The sequence below is a fragment of the Paenibacillus sp. GL_099_B genome (genome assembly GCF_057835695.1).
Genome location: NZ_CM174430.1, coordinates 267,454 through 289,293 on the forward strand (window position 1 = coordinate 267,454; position 21,840 = coordinate 289,293).

Annotated in this window: 14 protein-coding genes; 8 read left to right on the forward strand and 6 right to left on the reverse strand. The window is 47.2% G+C overall.

The window, feature by feature from the left end:
* Positions 1-108: 108 nt before the first annotated feature.
* Positions 109-945, forward strand: a complete 837-nt coding sequence (locus tag AC3ITG_RS01215) for an AraC family ligand binding domain-containing protein (RefSeq protein WP_489252563.1) — start codon at positions 109-111, stop codon at positions 943-945.
* Positions 946-1,083: 138 nt separating this feature from the next.
* Here AC3ITG_RS01215 and AC3ITG_RS01220 read toward each other — a convergent pair whose 3' ends face one another.
* The 4 genes from AC3ITG_RS01220 to udk form a co-directional block, all read right to left on the reverse strand.
* A complete protein-coding gene (locus AC3ITG_RS01220) occupies positions 1,084-4,020 on the reverse strand; it encodes a DUF5704 domain-containing protein (RefSeq protein WP_489252564.1) in 2,937 nt (978 codons plus the stop codon).
* Between the two features lie 451 nt (positions 4,021-4,471).
* A complete protein-coding gene (locus AC3ITG_RS01225) occupies positions 4,472-5,743 on the reverse strand; it encodes an S-layer homology domain-containing protein (RefSeq protein WP_489252565.1) in 1,272 nt (423 codons plus the stop codon).
* Between the two features lie 332 nt (positions 5,744-6,075).
* The gene (gene csaA, locus AC3ITG_RS01230) at positions 6,076-6,405 is read right to left on the reverse strand and encodes a chaperone CsaA (RefSeq protein ID WP_076291943.1); all 330 of its coding nucleotides are present in this window, start codon (positions 6,403-6,405) and stop codon (positions 6,076-6,078) included.
* Positions 6,406-6,581: 176 nt separating this feature from the next.
* A complete protein-coding gene (udk, locus tag AC3ITG_RS01235) occupies positions 6,582-7,214 on the reverse strand; it encodes a uridine kinase (RefSeq protein WP_489252566.1) in 633 nt (210 codons plus the stop codon).
* Between the two features lie 306 nt (positions 7,215-7,520).
* Between udk and AC3ITG_RS01240 the strand changes: the two genes are divergently transcribed.
* Positions 7,521-7,991, forward strand: coding sequence for a hypothetical protein (locus tag AC3ITG_RS01240; RefSeq protein WP_413374507.1), 471 nt, complete (start codon positions 7,521-7,523; stop codon positions 7,989-7,991).
* A gap of 104 nt (positions 7,992-8,095) precedes the next feature.
* Here the strand turns inward: AC3ITG_RS01240 and AC3ITG_RS01245 are convergent, their stop codons facing one another.
* Together AC3ITG_RS01245 and AC3ITG_RS01250 are read right to left on the reverse strand one after the other, a co-directional pair.
* Positions 8,096-11,116: a DEAD/DEAH box helicase gene (locus AC3ITG_RS01245; protein ID WP_489252567.1), complete on the reverse strand. Its 3,021-nt coding sequence runs from the start codon at positions 11,114-11,116 to the stop codon at positions 8,096-8,098.
* Positions 11,113-12,882 carry an SWIM zinc finger family protein gene (locus AC3ITG_RS01250; RefSeq protein WP_489252568.1) on the reverse strand — a complete coding sequence of 590 codons (1,770 nt, stop codon included), beginning with the start codon at positions 12,880-12,882 and terminating at the stop codon, positions 11,113-11,115. The genes AC3ITG_RS01245 and AC3ITG_RS01250 overlap by 4 nt, the downstream gene beginning before the upstream one ends.
* Positions 12,883-13,161: 279 nt before the next feature.
* On the opposite strand from AC3ITG_RS01250, the gene AC3ITG_RS01255 reads away from it, so the two are divergent.
* The 6 genes from AC3ITG_RS01255 (at position 13,162) to AC3ITG_RS01280 (ending at position 21,840) form a co-directional block, all read left to right on the forward strand.
* Positions 13,162-13,980 carry an endonuclease/exonuclease/phosphatase family protein gene (locus AC3ITG_RS01255; RefSeq protein WP_489252569.1) on the forward strand — a complete coding sequence of 273 codons (819 nt, stop codon included), beginning with the start codon at positions 13,162-13,164 and terminating at the stop codon, positions 13,978-13,980.
* Positions 13,981-14,245: 265 nt separating this feature from the next.
* Positions 14,246-15,823: an S-layer homology domain-containing protein gene (locus tag AC3ITG_RS01260; RefSeq protein ID WP_489252570.1), complete on the forward strand. Its 1,578-nt coding sequence runs from the start codon at positions 14,246-14,248 to the stop codon at positions 15,821-15,823.
* Positions 15,824-16,078: 255 nt separating this feature from the next.
* Complete coding sequence (locus tag AC3ITG_RS01265; protein WP_489252571.1) at positions 16,079-18,385, forward strand: glycoside hydrolase family 88/105 protein; 2,307 nt, start codon at positions 16,079-16,081, stop codon at positions 18,383-18,385.
* Positions 18,386-18,663: 278 nt separating this feature from the next.
* Positions 18,664-19,998, forward strand: a complete 1,335-nt coding sequence (locus tag AC3ITG_RS01270) for an ABC transporter substrate-binding protein (RefSeq protein WP_489252572.1) — start codon at positions 18,664-18,666, stop codon at positions 19,996-19,998.
* Positions 19,999-20,044: 46 nt separating this feature from the next.
* The gene (locus AC3ITG_RS01275) at positions 20,045-20,995 is read left to right on the forward strand and encodes a carbohydrate ABC transporter permease (protein WP_090811449.1); all 951 of its coding nucleotides are present in this window, start codon (positions 20,045-20,047) and stop codon (positions 20,993-20,995) included.
* The gene (locus AC3ITG_RS01280; protein WP_274569221.1) at positions 20,992-21,840 is read left to right on the forward strand and encodes a carbohydrate ABC transporter permease; all 849 of its coding nucleotides are present in this window, start codon (positions 20,992-20,994) and stop codon (positions 21,838-21,840) included. Before AC3ITG_RS01275 ends, AC3ITG_RS01280 begins: the two co-directional genes overlap by 4 nt.

The window sequence follows — 21,840 nt, forward strand, 5'->3', positions numbered from 1 at the left end:
GGCATAATCCCATTTTTGGATTCGCTTACAGCTAATAATTCATCTATTTACCTGTTATAATTTTAGTGGGGAGATTGCGGTTGTGGTGAACAGAGGGAGTGTGAATTGTTGAAACTAATTGAAACGAACGTGGTTCCTATGGATTTGACACAGATGGAATTGGTACTGTTATTTTTCGGTTGGCAGGCATGTGATCCATCGCACTATTGGGGGCCTGGTGTTCGGGATGCCTATATTGTTCATTACATTCATGAAGGACAGGGCACTGTGTTTATGGCGGATCAGCAATACGAGCTTACACAGGGTCAGGGCTTTGTCATTCTTCCGGATACGCTTATTCATTATGAAGCGGATGCGAAGCAGCCATGGACTTATTCGTGGTTCGGGTTCAAGGGTGTTCATGCCAAGGCATTCATGCAGCGGGCTCACATCAGTCCGGAACATCCTGTATTTGATGCCAGAGACTCGGACACATTCGACCGTCTCTATACCGAGATGGTTCAAGCATCCACGCGTACCGGGGGAGATGTGTTCAACCAGAGCTTGTTGTACCGGCTGATCGCCGAATTGATTGCATCTTCTCCCGCAGAAGAGCAGCTGCAACGGCCTCTGTCCACTAAAGAGGAATACATCAGGCAGGCCGTTCAATTTATGGAGAACAGGTATAGTCAGAGAACTTCAATTCTAGATATTGCCCGAGCCGTAGGTTTGGATCGCACATATCTGTCAGGGCTTTTCAAGGAGAGATATGGCAAGTCATTACAGGCTTTTTTTCTCGAATACCGGATGAATCGTGCAGCTGAACTGCTGCAGCATTCGGCCCTATCGGTTAGTGAAGTGGCCCACTCGGTGGGGTACACAGATCCATTACTGTTTTCAAAGATGTTCAAGCGAGTTACGGGTGTGTCTCCGAAAGGGTCGAGAAGTATGGAACAGGGAGAATAGCGGTCATTATGCTGTTTGGCACGTATATGTGGGAGAGACCACGAGATGAGATGTCTTGATGAAGTTCGAGAGTTTAAATTCAAAAGGGTTGCTGCAAAGTCATGAACATGACTTATGAAGCAACCCTTTTGTTGATGATTAATGCGGCACTTGGGATTGGAAATCGATCCGGCTGGACTGATCTGCATGGTAAAAGACCACATCGCCATCCTTTACAGGCCAGGTTTTGCCTTGGCTGTCTACAGGAATGTTACTGAAGCCCTCCATTTGCCACTGATTCATTAGTGGTGCATGAATGTATTGCAGATGCGGCGCATCCGTATTACCATTCCTTACCGTCTCCAGATTGAAATTAACCACGATATAACCGTTCTTTAGAAATACAGCGGCCTTTTCATCCAACTGATTTTGTCTGGCAAGCGGTTCAAGATTGGTTCCCTTCGGCACGGCGTAGACATCTGCGGAAAGACTGTATTCCCCATACCAGCGCTGAATGGCAGCATTGGCTCGGTCTACATTGACTCCGGTAGGGATGTTTGTCTTTGGTCCAATTAATGTGCGGATCGGAGCCGACAGGATCATCCAGTCATAGCGTCCAACCCACGTTTTCTGGTGAGAAGTCTGATCCACCAGTTGGACCATATAATCAGCCAGTGTAGTTTGACTCTGTTCCTCGGCTGTCAGTTCATAGGTATACTGGTAACGCGCGGTATCGCCGAGCTCTGTGCCGGGTACATTCCGCAGACGCGAATTAAGGACGACAAACCGCTTCTCCAAATCCTCGGCGGATCCGATACGGATCAGCCGTTCCTGACCCCGATGGTAGTACAGATCCACTTCTTGTCGCGAGGAGCCATCTTTACTCACAAAATAGAAGGTGGGTGTGATCCGAACACCATCCTGTTTACCAAACATGTTGCCTTTGGTTTTCAGGTCAAACTTGATATGGTATCCGGTTTTCACAGCCACATTGCGGAACCCTTGTACCGGATGGCTGCCTGGACGTATAGGCAATACGAACGGTACAAGGTTACCTCGTGGGTCACCATCAATACTGTTTAATCCTGTCCAGTAGCTAACACCTGTCGGCTCCTGGCTGCCAAGCTGCTTGCGGAATACATTTTCCCAGTTATAGTTCGATATATCGGTGACGTGAAAATCATACAAGCGTCCGATGACTTCCACAGGGACCGTATCTGAGGCGACATGGTGCGCCAGATTGGTGTTGGCATCCGGTTGCTCAGTGAATGTCGCTGGTGCATTCTCCGCAATATTGCGGAATTCAACTTGGTAGTTTCCCTCATCCACCCAAACCGGTAGATAAAAGGTGGTATCCAACTGATTCACCGGAATATCCACCCAAGTATTGGTGGGGATAAACTGGCTCCGGTCTGCGTTATAGACATCAAACGGGAAGCGAACCTGCTTGATACGAAAATATTTGGCATAGTCCCGATTGCCATAACCCGGGTAACTTGCAACGTCCAAATGCTGTCCTGATGTGGGAATACGCACGATAAATGGTCGTTCCAGAATCAGTGCTGAACGAGTGGTATCTGGAATCGTCTTCTGATTGTGTGGTTGATCATCCGAGACTAAGGCATAGTTGACGACAGGGGTATGAACCGTAACGGTGTTGATGCCATTAATCGGTAACACTTTGTTTGAACCACCGTTTACGTTACCCGTTATTAAATCGTAATGGATCTCACCAGAACTGGTCGTATTTTCTTTATTCATGAGTGTATTGCTGATCATGTTATTGGACTTATACAGAACATCCTGTCCGATGGTCGTTGGATTAGGAATATTCGTTGGGGTTGGGCCATCTTTGGTTGTTTCTGCATCATCCATAATCTTGGTGTTATTGAATTTAACCAAGTCATTATTCACTTTACTCTGAGGTGTGTTTGACTCGGCCATTCCTTTTAATCGAGAAGTATCATCAGGCACATCCGGGGGTGAATTCAAACCACCTGTTAATTTGGGTGGCGTATATGAGATTGCACTCGTTTGGCCCGGCTTTACATGTCTTTCTACAGCTTCATCATTTTTGGACTCTAACGTTGGTGGTATGTATCCTGAAGGCGTCATCGTGACCGTTTCACCAGGTAAAGCGTAATTTTTCATCGTTGCTTTAGCGATCTTGTACACTTCAAGATTGTTGATTTTCCAGTAAGAGTAGTCTCTTGTAATCTGAAAGTTGTACGGTTTGGTTACCGTATCATTTGCTGGCACAGGTGGACCGGAAGTGCAACCTTGCTCGGTACATATGTCTGGTCCAGGTACAGTCCATTCTCTGGCATAGGATATGGTTACATTACAATCATACGTGACTTTACCCGTCATCCGTGCCCACGCTTGTTTGAAAAGATAATTGTCAGCAAATGCATTGGTGTACAAAGATTCAGAAGTCGGAATACCCTTAAGTACATTGAATATCTCAGATCCTCTGTTATCTGCGTTTATCACACCGTTGGCATTTGGATCCAGATCACTCAGGTTCATGGTTGTTCCCGCAGAAGGTGGTCCAATTGTTGGTGAACAAGCGCCTCCACCGCTACCGTTGCCTCCACCAGGACCAGGGTCTTCTTCGACACCTATAGTTGTTGTGGTCGTTAAGGTGAACCCATCTTTCTCCCATAATACGGTGATGGTCGTGGTTCCCCTGCTGACGGCTTGAACCAAACCGGAATTACTGATGGTAGCCACACCTGGATTGGAGGACCTCCATGTCGTTGTACCACCACTGCCGGTGTTTACATTGGTTTCAGCTCCGAAGTTCCCATCTCCATTTTTCGTCTTTACTGTAGCATTTAATTGCTTCGATTGGTTGAGGCTAAGTCGACCGCCATCGGTGAGATTGATTTCTTTGGTTATTTCTGCATTCGCATACCAATATAAGTCAGTGAAAAATATGTAGTCCGCAGAGTATTTAGGAGGATTATAGGGTCTGTAAGCTTTAGGCTCGATGGCTCCACCGATTTGCATTGTGAATTTGGTTCTTTTTTCTGTGAAAGACTCTACGCTGAGCAAGATAGGCTCGCCAGGCTCGTAGTATGCTGTATTATCCATATACTCTGGAGAGATTGAAGTGGATGTGACTTCACTTATAGGATGTGTTTCACCAAGTTTATCTAAATATACTGTGGGCTGATAGCTGGGAGCTTCTAAGGATAAATCAATACATACTGTTGAAGAATTTGGCTTATTTGTAGTTGGGTTATTACTCAAGGTTTGACCATTACATTCTCCATCTACTCTCCACCTCATATTATCTAGTTGATAAACATATATACCGATATTCGTATTTCCCTTACCCTCCAGGGGAATAACTTTTTTCTGAGATTTAGCGGCAGTAGAAGGTTCCATACGAGCGGCTTGCAAAACTGGTTTTTGCCCGGGACCACCTCCTGCGAAAACTGCAGGAGGTGAATTAAAGATCAGGCTTATTGCGAGAGCCGAGAGAAGTAGTTTCTTCAATACTTTAAACAAACGCACGGTGTATCACCCTTATCATTAGTTATTAAATAGGTCTTACTCTGTAAATAGTTCCATCCTTCAAGGTAAGGAAAACTTCAGGATTTAATTCTTTGTCGAAATGCAACAAACCTTTTCCCCAGTAGACTGGGTTTTTCACATTAAATACTCCCTTTGCACCGAGCAAATCATTAATATGAGGTACACTATAATCTGAAACAGCCTTACTGCTAGGTGGTATAACAGGATTCATAGCTACTACCTGAATGAGGCTTCCTCCCTGTAACTGATTCATCGAATTTTTGATATTCATCTCAAATTCAGCAAAAGAATAATACGCTCCTCTTAACGGTTTGTTTTTTTCATCAACAAAGGCTCCATAGTAAATACTTCTTGCGTCTCCTTCTACATAAGGGTTAACAATAATCCAGTTTTTCACTTTGATATCGGCATAATTGGTTTTCGTAACTAATTCTTGGTTACGAACTTTTGCGAAGTCACCAGTCACCTTGCTATAGTCATATGATTCAGAGAACTTATCTTGTCCAGCCTTCTTATATTTCGGCGCAATAACACCCAAATTCGTTCCTGTCAGCCCCACTTCACGCAACTCATTCAAACCTTGAAAATCAGCAGGTTTAGTTTTAGCAACGGATGCATAACGAGCAATGAGAACAGCTACCTCAGCTCGTGTTGTCGTGCGATCCGTACCGAAGGTTTTATCGTTTGCGACGCTCATCAATCCCGTACCCAGGGCAACGGCAACCGCGTTTTTTTGCGAGCTTGCCAGCTTACCTGTAAAGTACTCTTTCACAGGCACAACCGTGTTAGTTACATCAGATAGTGCTTGTTTGTACTCAGGATCAACTGCGGTCAGTCCTTGCGTTAACCATGAGGCCATTTCTCCACGTTGGAGTGCCGCTTGCGCATCCAGTTTCCCATTGTATTTGGAAGGGCTTATGAATCCTTTTTGGATCGCGATGGAAACGCCGTTTTTTGCCCAGTCCGGTACGTCTGTGAAGTTGTTTTGTTCTTGAATGGTGGCATCAGGCTGATCTGCAAGGCGCCCCAGAATACTTGCCATTTCTGCCTTGGTGACAGGCGAGCTTGGTTTGAATGTTCCATCTGCATATCCTTTAAAATATCCTTGCTCGACTGCCGAATTGATCGCCGCAGCGGCCCAGTGTGTAGATGGGACATCTTTGAATTTCAGTGTGGCCTGAGCGGCTTCTACCGAACTTCCGATTCCTCCCAAACCTACAATCCCCCCTGTCAACAATGCCAATGCGGTTACCCCGGAAATCATCATCTTTTTCATGAATACTGCTCCTCTCGATTCTCGTTTACCTGTTTTGTGTATGTACGCCACTGCTTCACACTGCTAGATACTAAATTTGTCATAATCATCAATATTCTACCATGTAAAACTAGGCTTTTGGCATTATTTTTCAATGAATTCCATCCACTCCAGGTGTGCAGATATCCTCCTCAGGACCCATTTAACCTCGAAAAATGCAAAAAAAGGCCACGAATCCGAAGATTCATAGCCTTATACTTTAAGGTGTCAGTCCTATTCAGTTCAATAATGTACTTCAAGAATAACCGATTTCCAAACATTTGAAAAGACAGGAATAGCGATATGATAAAAAATCAGGCAATCGGCGTTCCGTTCGGTAATGTCTGGTCCGGAGTTAACAATACAACGTCACCTTCGCCAGGCACGCCGCCAAGCACCAGTACTTCTGATACAAAACCGGCAATTCGGCGCGGTGGGAAATTGACTACAGCAATAACCTGCTTGCCTATCATCATGTCGGGGGTATAACGTTTCGTAATTTGGGCGCTCGAACGTTTAAGGCCAAGTGGGCCGAAATCGATGGTCATTTTAATGGCAGGGATGCGTGCCTTTGGAAAAGGTTCGGCTTCCACCACTGTACCAACGCGGATGTCATGCTGTATAAACTCTTCAAAAGTAGCCATGTTGTGATGTCTCCTTTCAGCTATGGAGTTCATTATAAAATAGAAATAACCAAAAAATCCAGATTGCGCTAATCGCAACCTGGATTTTAGTGGTGATATTGTATGAGCGATGCCCGTTTTTGTCTCACTCAGACGTGAGCAGAGCAGAACGCCTGATACAGCAACATCATGTTAAATTATGCGCCATTCCACTTTTCTCCGGTCAGATATTTCTCAGTCAGAATGGATAACATCTGAATGCCGACTTCATTATGTCCACCTTCGGGAATGATGATGTCTGCATACTTTTTGGAAGGCTCGATAAAAGCATCATGCATCGGTTTGACAGTTTCGAGATATTGTTTGTACACGGATTGAATCGTACGGCCGCGTTCTTCCATATCCCGCAGTACTCTGCGCAGAATACGTACATCGGAATCCGTATCAACAAATACCTTGATATCCAGAAGGGTGCGCAGATGTTCATCGATTAGGACATGCAGCCCTTCCACAATAACGATATGGTTCGGTGCCAGTTCAACCGTTTCATCGGCGGCACGGTTATCTATGGTGAAGTCATATACAGGAGCATATGCCGTTTGTCCTTGTTTTAACAGAGTAAGATGCTCAATTAACAGATCATTATCGAATGCAAACGGATGATCGTAATTGGTGAGTCGACGTTGCTCAGGGGTGAGCTGCGACTGGTCTTTGTAATAGTTGTCCTGGGATATGAAAGTCACTTTGCCCGATCCAAGACGGTCTATGACGGAGCGAGCTACCGTCGTTTTACCGGAGCCGGTTCCTCCGGCGATACCAATAATGAGCATGATTGTTCCATAAACCTCCCTAGAATGGCAGCATGGTTATGGATAAATATGGATGAATCAGGCTAGATTCAAGATCTTTACCCACATGTCTGTCTGTGAATGCACAATTCCTCTATTGTAGCACAGCAACTCACTTTTTTCATCTTAGGGAATTACCACATTTTTCTGTAGAACTAACCATCCATCTGTATCAATTTAGTCTCAACTTCGCAATTATAGGTTGTAGGATCTAGGACCTTCGATATATGATGTCGAAAGATGCCAGTTACTGGGGGGTATCTACATATATAAAAGGAGGTGTACGTTATGAAAAAATCAAGCAAAGTCATTTCTTCCACAGTTATTGCTGCCATCGCAGCTGTATCCGTTGTAACTTCTGCTTCTGCAGCAAGTGCATCTGTGGTAAATCCGGTCGCGTCTTCTATCTCAAGTATTGATCTGAGCAGCACGGATATCGAAACAGCTTTGATGATGGTTCAGTCAGAACGCACGAAATTGCTGGATAGCCAATTGCAGGCACAAATTCAAGAAGTTCAAAATCGCAATCAAGCGATTGCAGAGCTGAACGCACAATTGCAGGTAGCTAATCAGAACGGGGATACTGCCCAAGCTCAAAAACTGAAAGGCCAAATTGATGCGTTAGGTAATTCACAACAGATGGATATGCTGCGTTTGCAATCTATGACCAACAAACGCAATGAAGCCTTTGATGTGATGACCAACTTCATCAAGAAAATGCAGGATTCAAGATCGTCTATCATCGGAAACATGCGCTAGGAATGTAAAAAAAAGAGCGAAGACGGAATGCATTTCCGACACTTCGCTCTTTTTGTATTCTGCTGTTTACAAGGTTACGTATGTTGCATCAATCCAGTCTGGAGTTAACCCGACCAGTCGCGGCGCCGGGTGAACAGATCCTTCAGCTCATCCGTTGACAGCTCGGTAATCCAGTTTTCAGAGCTAGTAATAATATTGTCGCTAAGCTGCTGTTTACTCTCCAGCATCTCGTCAATGCGTTCTTCGAGTGTGCCCAGCGAGATGAACTTGTGTACCTGAACATCCTTCGTCTGTCCCATCCGATAGGCGCGGTCTGTAGCCTGATTTTCCACGGCAGGGTTCCACCAGCGGTCAAAGTGGAATACATGATTCGCTGCGGTCAGGTTCAAGCCCACGCCGCCTGCTTTGATGGACAGAATAAAGACCGACGGCTGCTCTGCCGCAGGCAACGTCCGGGACTGGAACTCATCAATCATGCGATCCCTTCCTGTCTTGGACGTACCCCCATGCAGATATAGCACAGGTTCCTGCAACTCCTGTCTCAATACTTGTTGCAGCATCTGTCCCATGCCGATGTATTGTGTGAAAATCAGGCACCGTTCGCCCTCATCCCGTAGTTCGCGGACCAGTTCCATCAGTCGTTCCAGCTTCGCGGAGCGACTGATCAGCATGGCCATATCCTGCGGACTGTACAGGTCATACTCTGTTACAGAGCCTTCCGAGGAGATCGTTTCCGGCAAGGCTTCTTTGGTCAGCAGCAGGGGATGATCACACAACTGCTTGAGCTGGGTTAAGGCAGACAGAATCGCACCTTTGCGCTTGATGCCTTCCAGCTCTTTCATTTTGTCCATCAGTTCCTGAACGGACTGGTCATATAGTGCACTTTGTTCACCCGTAAGGTGAATGTAGGTTTTCATCTCATTTTTGTCCGGTAGATCGAGTTGAATATTCGGATCTTTTTTCTTGCGGCGCAGCATGAATGGCTTCACCAGCTGCTGCAAATCCTGCATGCGTTGCTCGTCCTTATCCTTCTCGATCGCACTGATAAAGCGAGTCTGGAATGCCCGTGCGCTGCCCAGATAGCCGGGATTAATAAAATCATAGATCGACCACAGCTCAGATAACCGATTTTCAATCGGCGTACCGGTCAGTGCAATACGGTGTTTTGCCGGGAAACTGCGTACCGCCATGGACTGCTTTGTTTGGGCATTCTTAATATTTTGCGCCTCATCCAGACAGATCGATGCCCAGGTATATGATTGCAGCATTTCCTGATCGAGAGTAGCTGTTGCATAGGATGTAATGATGATATCCACCTGTTCAGCTTGTTCCCGGAACTCTTCTCCGCTCAGTCTTCTTGCTCCGTAATGCAAACTGACGTTGATTGAAGGCGCGAAGCGGCTGATTTCCTTTTGCCAGTTTCCCAATACCGAAGTGGGGCAGATGAGAAGGGCAGGGGCCTGTCCAGGCAAGCGCTGCTCATGCTCTTTGAGATGTAGTAAATACGTGATGAACTGAATCGTTTTCCCAAGTCCCATGTCATCCGCAAGACAAGCCCCCAGACCGAATCTACGCAGGAATCCAAGCCATGCGAAACCTTCCTTTTGATAAGGACGCAGCTCAGCATGCAATCCTTCCGGAATAGGCAGGGAAGGAGCGCCGCCTTGCCCACCGCCAAGCTGTGCAATTACCCGGTTCAGGTGCTCGTTCAGTTCCACCTCAAGTCGAATGTTCTCGTTGGATTGTGGTTCTTCTTCCTCTTCCTGTCCTTCCTTGCGTTTCTGGTTGCGATATTCTCGCTGCTCATTATGCAGCAGATGCAGGTGCAGAATATCCTGAAAGGACAGCCCCTGTTCCTGATCCACACCGCCCATGGCCCGGCGAATCTGCTCAAGCAAGGCCGGATCAAGGGGAACCCATTCTCCACGGAAGCGGACCAGCCGCTCATTACGGGCCACGAGATCAGCGAATTCTTCCTCGCTGAGATCCGTATCCCCAATCGCAATACGCCAGTCAAAATGAATGATCGAGTCCAGTCCAAAGAACGACTGTCCCCGTTCACTGCCTTCCTCCGGTTTCACCTTGGCACGCAGCTTGGGTTTCTTCTTGCGTGCAGCTTCCCACCAACCCGGAAGCAGCACTTGCCAGCCAGCTTCGAGCAGTCGTCCGCTGTCTTGCGTCAGGAACAGCCAAGCATCCTGATCTCCCAATGGATCACTGAGCACATCCCGAGTGCCGCTGATAGCGCGGCGAATTCGGGGCAGATGTGCACGCAGTTGCTCCAACCATCCTGCCGAACGATCAAGGATGAACGGCGTCCATACGTCCGGCCATTCACCTTCCAATCGGCCACGTGAATCTAGGCGCACGGGAACCAGAACAGCCGCATCCAGTTTGTTCTGCAATACCAGCCGTAGCAGCCATGCCGGTTCATCATCTTCCGGTTCCAGCAATTGCAGGAGCGGACGGAATGGGGCTGCGTCTGCTTTCCAGCCGATGGACATGAGCCAGGAATGGGCATCCATTCCGGCCGTTTGCGGAGCTGTTCCGCTTTGTGGAAACAACTGCGGGAATTCTCGCCGCAGATCAGTGGCCGCTTCTTCCGTGCTGTACCATCGTTGGAACACAGAAGCCGAATAGGCAGCACTCAGTCCTTCGGCGTAGCTCTCATCCGTTTGTTCCAGAGCTTTGCCAAGAGCGGTGCGATCCTGCTTTTTCAAGCTGTCCGGGTCCCAGGTCCATTGCAGTTGTCCGGTACGAAATGCGGTGAAGCTAGGGATGTATTTACGATTTTCAATCGATGCTGCGAGTACCGGAGCCAGCCGGATCAAATGCTCTGCCTGCTCGTCCCATTTCCATTCAATGTGTAGAAGGGTGTTCATTTCGCTGAAGAAAGGAATAACTTCTTCGGCAGGCAGGACGACCAGTTCAATCTCTTCGATCTGTCTTGTTTCCAGTTCTGTTCCGTAGAAAGAAGGGGAATGCCAAGCAAATAATCGCTGCTTGAGTGATTGTCCCGATACAAAGTGATGGGTGTTCAACGCTCCATAAAACAAGGCATCCCCGTATCCTGTCAATGCAACATGGACCTCAATCGTTTCGGTGTAAGGGTGTATTAGGCTCATGAGATTAACTTACCTTTCCGAAGCTCTTCCTGCAGGGCGCGCAGTCGGCTGTTGCGAACAGCCAATGTGGTGATAAACTGCTCCCAGTGCTCTTCCTGCTTCAATTTTTTATAAATTTTGGACAGACGCTTCAACAGTTTCACTGCTGCTTTGTATCCGTCCCTGTTTTTGTGTCCGATATAACGATCCACAGCCTGATGGTAGAAAGGCAATAGCAACTCAGGTGCATCCTTTTCAATCGGTTGTAGCACCGCTACCCGGAATTCAAGCGGCTCCGTCTCTGTGCTCAGTTGAAAATCAATCCACCGCCGCCACTGTCCACGGGAATGCATTGCTTCTTCATAAGCTGGACGGGAATGAGGCAGCATGCTGACCAGTGTATCCCACATGCGGTGCTCTACATCAGGCAGATGATGAATGGCTGTGTCCCACAACTGCATGTAATCATTCAGAGGGGAGTTCCGTCGGTTCGCGAGTAGAGGTCCGAGCTGTACTAACCACTCGCCCAGCCGTTTCCAATCCGAAGAATCTGCAAGTACGTGAAGAAAATGCAGCAGATGCTCCGGCGGGATGCCATATGCCGAGCCTCCGCTAATCAATCGCTGCCAAGCCTGTTCATCTTGTCCCAAATGGAAATACATCCAGCTCTGCGCCAATACCAGCGGCAAGGGCAGAGTGACAGACTTAATCGGCGCACCGCTCCCGTTTTCCGTCAGATTCGCTACGCTCAGCACGCTCTCACCAGGTTTGACGGGTTTGGAAGCAGCAGTCAGTCCGTTCTCCATTTCCTGTAGAAACGCCAGCTCTGACTCCAGCGTTTTTCGGTTTTCCTGAAGATGGGGCACGATCCAGTTTAACCAAAGCTGTCGATAAATCGGGGTGAAGAACATCATGCTGGCTGTCTCGGATATCATCTGCGTACGCAGATATGCCGAGGTCTCTTCAAGCCTTTTCCAAAGTTGTTCAAGCTTCGCGCTCTTCAGACCAGAGAGATCCAACGGATGGCTAAGGATCTGTTCCAACCCTTTCTGGAGCGCATCCACGGCAAGTTGAGCAGGATAGCTCAGATACACAGGTGTATGTGTGATTGAATTGCGGCCAGGCACACAGAAGCGAATCAGGTATAACTGAACATGCAGCTCAAATAACTGGTCCATGCCAGCGGACAGCTTAGGTTTGATGGAATAGAGTTCGTCCGCTGCGGCCTGCACATACGATGTACTTGGCGTCCCTGTCCCCAGTCGTTTCAGGCATGCCCGAAACAGCTCATGCCATTCCGTGATTTCAAGTTCTACAAGCTCCGTTGCACGTTCCTTGATCTGGCTATACTGGTTATCAGGGATGGTGAGATCCTCTTCGTGCGCTGCGTAATCCGAACGTCCTGAAGTCGCCATAGCAGCAGGTTTTGGAGCCTGTTTCAGTGCAGTACTGGAGTGAGCATTGACGATGCCATGTACGGGTCGCCCCAGTTGCTCCGCATAACTCATTAGAACGGCTATCATATGTTTGCAATGAGATCCTACCGGACAGGTGCAGTGACTGGTGTTCAACGATTGCAAGCTCAGGGTTACCTTATAATCATCGGAGCCTTGTACTTCAGCCAAAATTCCGTTTTGTTCGGTGTAGGTTAATGGTCCGACGCGTTTCTGTTTATAATATTGGAATCCGCGCATAATCGTCAGGTTGTTAAAATGTTCAGCGACCTGCCTGATCAGCTGTTGCCACTGCGCATCATCCATGTTCATGTCAATAGGTATGTTCATCATTCCATCTCCTGGGGAAATCATAGGTTCAGTAATCACCATGTCTTGACGTAATGGTGTACATTTCATGTATCTATCATATCAGTTATCGTGTGCTCCGTGCATCGGTTCTGAGAACTTGGATGGGACTTTTTGATAGGTGAAACCCAAGAGTATCGATCTCTATTTTTTACCATAAACCATGCATAATAGGCTCGTCTTGTGTATGCTTATCGTATGTATTCCTTTCAGGAACGATGCAGGCCGGGATTCGGCTTAATTTCAAACAACAGGAGAGAGCATATGAAAATACTTACGTTAAATACGCACGCTTGGGCAGAAGAAGACCAACTGAACAAGATCAGTCAGCTGGCTGATTTTATCAATACACACCAATTTGATGTGATCTCCATGCAAGAGGTTAATCAATCGATGCAAGAAGCTGCGCTGTCAGCGGAGGAACTGAAACATTACTTTGCTACGGAATCGGATGCTGTGATCAAAAAAGATAACTACGCCTACGTTCTGCTTACACAACTGACCGAGACCTATTACTGGACATGGATTCCGGCCCATGTTGGTTTCAGCAAATACGATGAAGGTCTGGCAATCCTGAGCCGGACGCCGATCATTAAGGCTTTTGGTGAATATGTATCCCACATGCGGGATTACGACAACTACCGGACACGCAAAATTGTAGGTGTTCAGACTGAAGTACAAGGTGAAGCAACCTGGTTTGTGAATGGACACTATAATTGGTGGGATGATGAACAAGAGCCTTTCAAGGGGCAGTGGGAACTGACCGAGAGCAAGCTTGCTCCATATATGGACCAGCCGCTGTATATTATGGGGGATTTCAATAATGTCGCAGAAGTACGTGGGGAAGGCTACGATTATATGATGAGCAAGGGCTGGAATGACCTGTACACGACAGCTGTGCAAAAGGATGACGGTGCAACCGTGGTCAAAGCCATTGCCGGCTGGGCGGATAACAAACGCGATCTGCGTATTGATTATATTTTCTCGAATCGTCCGTTACAGGCGAAGTCTTCGACGGTAGTTCTCAACGGTAAGAACGGCCCTGTGGTCTCTGACCATTACGGCGTAGCTGTGGAAATTTAACATTAGGTCAACCTAGTTCACGATTTTTATCAAAATGAAACGAAAGCCTCCGCTCACTTCCTTATAAGGAAAGTGCAGTCGGAGGTTTTTTATTTTTAAACCTTTGCTCAACAATTTGTCGAGATAAGGCGATTTGTTCAGAATCGGTTCAGAGCCTCTCTATATAATGGGAATATCGTACATGTCCATATTATTTAAGGAAGATCCTCCATTGGATTTTGCGTTGGAATGACACGAATATACTTCATACTGGAGGAGCATTCTTTTGAAAAAAAACCATTTCATCAGCTCGATTCTCGCGGCATCCTTGTTGACAACACCTTTTTGGACGACACAGGCTAACGCCGCAGTATCATTTACCGATATCGATAAATCTTACGCCAAGAATGCCATTGTAGAGTTGCAAAACGAAGGAATTATTGCCGGATTCAGTGATGGTCGATTTAATCCGTCCGGTATGATCACCAGACAGGATTTTGCCATCCTGATTGCCAAGACGTTAAAGCTGGATGTAACCAATAACGTCCCATCCAATCCGACATTTATAGATATACCTGTGACCAGCTATGCGTATGCTTCTGTTGAAGCGGTATATCAAGCAGGTATATTTAAAGGCATGGGAAGCGGGAAATTTGGGAGCGGTCAGACATTATCCAGACAGGATATGGTCGTAACCCTGATGAGAGCGAAGGGAACAGACGTAACGGGCAAAGCTGCTTCGTTAACGTTCAAGGATAGTGCAACCATCTGGGAATATGCAAAAGATGCGGTTGGAGCGGCGCTCGAAGCTGGATACATTATCGGTGATCAAAACAACATGTTTAAACCCGTGTTGCAAGCCGATCGTCAAGCTGCGGCACTGACGGCTTCCCGATTGCTGCAAACGATAAAGGAAACACCAGATCCGCAACCAGATCCGCAACCTGAACCAGTGCCGACGCCAACACCAGAGGTAACACCAACGCCCGTGCCTACTCCGACTCCATCTACCAGTTCGAATAATGGCGGGTCCTCATCGAATGGAAGTGGTGGCGGAAGTACGAGTCCATCTGTGCCTGCGGATACAACAGCACCAACGGTGGATATAAGTAAATTTAGTATTATTGATAATTACAGCGGAACCTGGGATCAAGTTCAGGGGGATCCTGGAGCAGTCAGTGAAGAAGGAGCTGTTGTAACTTTCTATAGATGGACCGATGCGAATACGAATGGAGTCGTGGATGAAGGAGAGCTGGGTGGAGAGATTTCCCTTGCCAGAAGTAAAGCTGACGGTTCTCTTGCACTTACAAAGTTGCTAAATTTGATTCCGGGAGACTACAAATTTGTGGTTACCGCCAAGGATTCAGCAGGTAATGAGTCTCCTAAAGATGCGGCGCATGTATTTACTTTTACGCTTGTAAACGGAGAAATGCCAGTAGACGTGCCGACTATAGGTTCCAGTAAGTTTGGCTTCGACTCAAGCAACTCTAAAACAAAGTATCTTCAAGTTCAATATGGAAATAATCCATTTTCTCTAAACTACGATGTAGGGGAAGAATTTGTGGATGGCACCATCGAGTATTGGACCGATGCGTTCCAGTTTAGATTAGATGATTTTTACCAAATTGATGGTGAGAATTATACAATAGATAGCAGTCAGATCAGTAATGATGGTCATACGCTTAAGCTTAAAGTAAATGTAGAACCCGGCACACCTATTATTTTGCAATTGGGAAATAAGATGAATGAGACAAGAGGTCAATATGATTTAATCATTCGCGTAGATGCTGACGGCGAAGGATTAGCCAAATCTGTATATGAAGAAACAGAGAAGCTATTCGTTAAATTTGACATCTTCGGATAATTTTAATATACATGGGACGGACTACAACTATGTAGTTCGTTGTTTTGTCTTATCGTCAGACTGAAAATACAATTATTTATTTGTAAGCGTAAACAAAAATCTGTAGCCACCGGGAAGCGGGTCAGTTATACTTGGTTTATTATTCGGCTGTTCCAGAGATAAACGAGATCATCACCTTTCGGTAAGAAGGGATTTTCTCACAAAGGTTAAGCGCTATACCTATGTATTCCATCGGGAGAGGAATGTGGGCATTCAATGACAACATATTTCAGTGAACCGCAGAGCATGTATTATCGATTCGGAGAAGATCAGGATATGGTGTTGAAGGTGCTGGCAGAGAGGTATATCGGCGCCAACGCGCAGGGTGATTTTGTATATCGGGTATTTCAGAAGTCTGGTATTTTGCAAAATGAGAAGGGTCTGTATGATCTGAATTTGAGTAAACGTTTTCCTGATTCACATAAAGGTCAGATTTCCTATGCCGCAGCGCTGGTCTGGGGGGATGAGGATCGAAATCTGGATGTGCTGGTCCGCTGTTATGGACCGGTTCGTTTCTATTTTAACGAGCAATTGGTATATCGCTCCACGGTCATGGATGAGGTCAACCTGGACGCGACTGTGAAACTGGGAATCGACATTAAGCCGGGATGGAATACGTTGTTGCTGGAGATGAAGTATACACCTGCAGGCTTTGGATGCCAGTTTGGCTCGGACGAGGGGAAAGTGCGTATTCTGAATGTGCTCGCTCCTTTCCAGGAGAGACAGGGACAGGCCGGATGGGTGTATTCCAAACCGATAAGTTCGGAGGAGAATCATCCGGAATGGAATCTGCTTGGGTCAGAAGAGGATCACAGACTGGATTGGTTGCCTGATGCACAATGGTCAGAGGAGAAACAGACGCAACCATCCCTGGAGAGAATATACGGACATCTTCCTGGTCAGCAAGTCTATGCGTGGACACGGTTAATCAACAGGGATTCAATTGATTGCCCGATCCGTTTGTCTGGTCAATCTTCCGGACCACTGAATATATGGCTGAACGGTGTATCGGCAGTGCAATTGAAGGAAGCGGGTCCGTTCGTGGTGAACATACCCGCATCTTTTGGACGGAATGACCTGTTGATTCGCAGTGAATGTAGCGATACGGCTGAGCCATGGAATTTTGTAATAAATGCAACGGTGAATGGAGAGCAACTGGAACTGGAGCTTCCCCAGCGTGTGCACGGAGCTTCTGGAGGATCATGGTTATTTCTAGGACCTTTTGAATCGGAGGACGTAGAACCTGATTTGCAGGATCTAATGCGCACTGATCGGGTGTTTAAAGGAAATGTATTGAACGATAACCCAGAGGAAACGAGAAGCCAACAGGCACGTAAGGAACGCATATATTGGCGACTGGACAGACCAGATGCGTGGATACGTCCTTATTATGAAAATGCAATGCTCAGTAACAAATGGACAGTAGGCAGTGTGACCAACTATGGTCGCTGGGATTATCCATTAGGTGTCACCGTGTATGGTCTGTTGCAGACTGGACGTTATTTGCAGCGGCCTGATATTACGCGCTATGCGTCAGAACATGTGCAGGCGTGTACCCGTATGGATGAGTACTCATTATGGGATCGGGAGCAGTATGGTTTCCCAGCGGTTAACCAGCAGCTGGTTATGATGAAAATGCTGGATAACTGCGGCTCCTTTGGCTCCGCGATGCTGGAGGCCTATTCCGAATGTCAGGAGCCGACGTTCTTGCCGATTGCCGAACGGATTGCAGATTTTATGCTGACTCGGTTGGAACGACAGGAGGACGGTGCATTTTACCGTGAGTGTATCGGTGAATTTGCCGAGAATACGATGTGGGCAGACGACCTTTATATGAGCACACCGTTTCTTGTACGGTATTCCCGACTGACGGGGAATAATTCAGCACTGGACGAAGCCGCCAGACAATTTTTATTGTATCGGAAGTATCTGTATATGCCTGAATTCAAGATCATGTCCCACGTATACGATTTCAAATATGGACAGGCGACACAGATTCCGTGGGGACGGGGTAATGGATGGACGCTCTTTTCGCTGTCTGAGGTATTGGAAGCTTTGCCGACAGAGCACCCGGAGCGCCCGGCTTTAATTGCCTTCTTCAATGAATTGTGTGAAGGATATGCAGCTCTGCAAGGAGAGGGCGGATTGTGGCATCAGGTATTGAATGATTCGGAAACATACCAGGAAGCCTCCTGTACAGCGATGTTTGCTTATGGTTTTGCACGGGGAGTACGTTTTGGTTGGTTATATCAACCTGCCCGTTACATTGAAGCGGCTGAGCGGGCATGGAACGGATTAACTCGTAAAGCGATTGACCGTCAGGGCAATGTACAGGGTGTATGCAGTGGCTCGAGATATGCCTTTACCGCAGAATATTATAATAAGGATCTGCTCACGGTAACGAATGACAATCACGGTATTGGCATTATGATGCTGGCAGGAACTGAAGTGGCGAAGATGAAGAAACATCTGGCCCAGCCTAAGGTGTCATCAACTGCTGTGACGCAATCCATATCTACTTGAACGTTTCATTAATCACATGTGGGTGACCAACGTTGAGATGGAGCGAAGCATGGTGCGCTGCACAAAGAATGCTGTATATATGAATAACCACCGGGAGCATCATTCCAGGTGGTTATTTAATCACTACGAATATCGATCTTAAATGAATGGACATTTGTCCCAACCCCTTACTTTTTTGACAGGAAAGCTTACTTTTGTTTATGTCATGAGCAGCCATAGGCCGTTACAATAGCTTTTGTAAGCGATTCCATAAAAGCAAAAGGGGAGGAAATTCATTCATGTTGAATACCAAAAAGTGGGTAACTCTGTTCTGCCTATCCCTGTTAATGTTCGCTACAGCCTGTTCCGGAGGGTCATCAGCACCGTCTGCTTCAACCAATGAAGGGGAAGAAGAGGGCGCTTCTGGAAATATTGAACTTCGTATGACCTGGTGGGGATCACAGACTAGACACGATCTTACGACCAAAGTGATTAAGCTATTTGAAGAGAAGCACCCTGGCATTACCATCAAGCCGGAATATTCCGGTTGGGACGGATACTTTGACAAGCTGACCACACAGGTAGCCGGTTCAAATGCACCGGATATCATACAGATGGATTACGCTTTTCTAACCGACTTTGCCCGACGTGGTGCATTGCTTGACCTGACCCCATACGCAGAGAGCAAAGAGCTGCGCACAGAGGACCATGACAAGAGTATGCTCAAAGCCGGATCGATTGACGATAAATTATACGCCATTACATTGGGTGTAAATGCGCCAGGTGTCATCTATGATGCCACCGTATTCAAGGAGCTCGGGATCGAGGAGCCGCAGGAAAGCTGGACGTGGAAGGATTTTAGTGACGTAGCTGCCAAGATTGCAGCAGAGAAGGGTGACGGTTTCTACGGTTCGGCGGATGTATCGGGAACCACCAACATGTTTGAGGTATTTATCCGGCAAACAGGCAAGGGACTATTTGATGGCGGGACATTGACAGCGACCAGCGAGGAGCTTCAGCAATGGTTTGACATGTGGGGGGCGCTTCGTGAGAACGGGGGTGCTACCTCTGCAGAAGTGACGGCTTCCACTACGAATGCACTGGAGACACGCCCGATCTCGCTTGGTACAGCTGCCATGGACTTTGCCTGGTCTAACCAATTGCTGACGTTCCAGCAGGTTAACAAAAACCAGGATCATAAGCTTGGAATACAAGTACTTCCGCACGGTGTGGGTGAAAAGCAAATCGGTGAATACCTGAAAGCAGGCCAGTTCCTGTCCGGTTATGCCAAAACGAAACATCCGAAGGAAGTGGCAATGTTTATCGACTTCATGGTAAATGATCCCGAAGCTACCGCCATTCTCGGCTCGGAACGCGGAGTACCCGTCAATGCCAGTATCCGTGAGAAGATGCAGCCTACACTGCCAGAAGCGGAGCAAGCTATCTTCCAATTTATCGATGTGGTATCGAAAAACTCCAGTGAAATTGATCCGCCATACCCGCAAGGATTTTCCGAAGTGGATACCAGCTTCAAGAGTGCAAGCGAGCAGATTGCCTTTGGTCAAGACAACACACCGGATGTGATTGCCCAGTTCATTGAAGGGGCCAAGGCGACACTTGCATCAAGTCAATAACACTTGAACGGTTCCAGACTTCATATTCCGCGGGGAGGTTGCGAAGATGAGTACAACACAGGTCAGTCAAGCACGAACCGAGCGTGTGACAGCCCGGCGGGTGAAACGGAGATATGCCCATAATGGAGCAGCGCTTCTTTTCCTGGCCCCATGGCTGGTTGGTTTATTATTTCTGACACTTGGGCCGATGCTCGTTTCTTTATACATTTCGTTCACAGACTACAGTATCCTGGCCGCCCCTTCCTGGGTCGGTCTGGATAACTACACCACGATGTTTACATCGGATAAACTGTTTATCCAATCGCTCAAAGTCACATTTACGTATGTCGCTGTCTCCGTACCGATCAAGCTGATTTTTGCCCTGCTGGTGGCGATGCTGTTGAACAAAGGCATTCGTGGGCTTGGCATTTACAGAACGGTGTATTACATCCCAACCCTGCTTGGGGGAAGTGTGGCGATTGCGATGCTGTGGCGCAAAATGCTGGGCGGTGACGGACTGCTCAATGGGGTGCTTGCCATGATCGGCATTAAGGCACCCGATTGGGTAGCCAACCCGAAATATGCCCTGTATTCGATCGTACTGCTGTCCGTATGGCAGTTCGGATCGTCGATGATTATTTTCCTGGCAGGCTTGAAACAGATTCCACCTGAGTATGACGAAGCTTCCGCCGTTGATGGAGCAGGCCCACTCCGGAGATTCTTTTATATCACACTGCCGATTCTGTCGCCGGTTATCTTTTTCAATCTCGTGATGCAGCTGATTACCTCCTTCCAGTCATTTACTCAGGCTTTTGTCATCAGTAACGGCAGCGGGGGGCCAGTCAATTCAACATTAATGTACTCTTTATACCTGTACAAAAAAGGGTTCTCGTTCTTCCAGATGGGTTATGCGTCCGCGATGGCCTGGGTGCTGGTGATTCTGATCGGTGTCTTTACATTGCTGGTATTCCGCAGCAGCAAGCTGTGGGTGCACTATGAGGATGGTGGAAAATCATGATTGGACAACGAAACTCTGCTGCGTGGGTAGTCGCCAAACATGTACTGATCTCGGTCATTGCCTTTGTCATGCTGTACCCGGTGCTCTGGATGCTGGGTAGTTCATTCAAACCGGGACATATGATTTTCACCGAGACCTGGTTCTGGCCGCAAGCATGGAATTGGCAAAATTACATCAATGGCTGGACGGGGATTCAGGGCAATCCCTTCTCCCGTTTTTTGACCAACTCGGTCGTCCTGTCGCTGGGCTCTGTGCTTGGCAATGTTATCTCTTGCTCGATGGCGGCGTATGCCTTTGCCAGATTGAATTTTCGGTTCAAAGCGATTTGCTTTGGCTTAATGCTGATGACGATCATGCTGCCACACCATGTGACGCTGATTCCTCAATATATTCTGTTTAACCATCTGGAATGGGTGAATACGTATCTGCCGCTTGTAGTGCCGAAATGGCTGGCGACCGATGCCTTCTTCATTTTCCTGATGGTCCAGTTCTTCCGGGGATTGCCCAAAGAGCTGGATGAAGCGGCTACGATTGATGGATGTGGTCCTGTACGAATTTACACCAAAATTATCATTCCGCTGGCCTTTCCGGCGCTGGTGACGACGATGATCTTTACCTTTTTGTGGACATGGGATGACTTCTTCAGCCAGTTGATCTATCTGAGTGATGTCAGCAAATATACGGTGCCGCTAGGCTTACGCCTGTTCCTCGATTCCAGTTCCCAATCCGATTGGGGACCGATGTTTGCGATGTCAGTGCTGTCACTGGTGCCTTGTTTTATCGTATTTATCGTGTGTCAAAAGTATTTCGTAGAAGGAATCGCAACCTCTGGGCTCAAAGGGTAA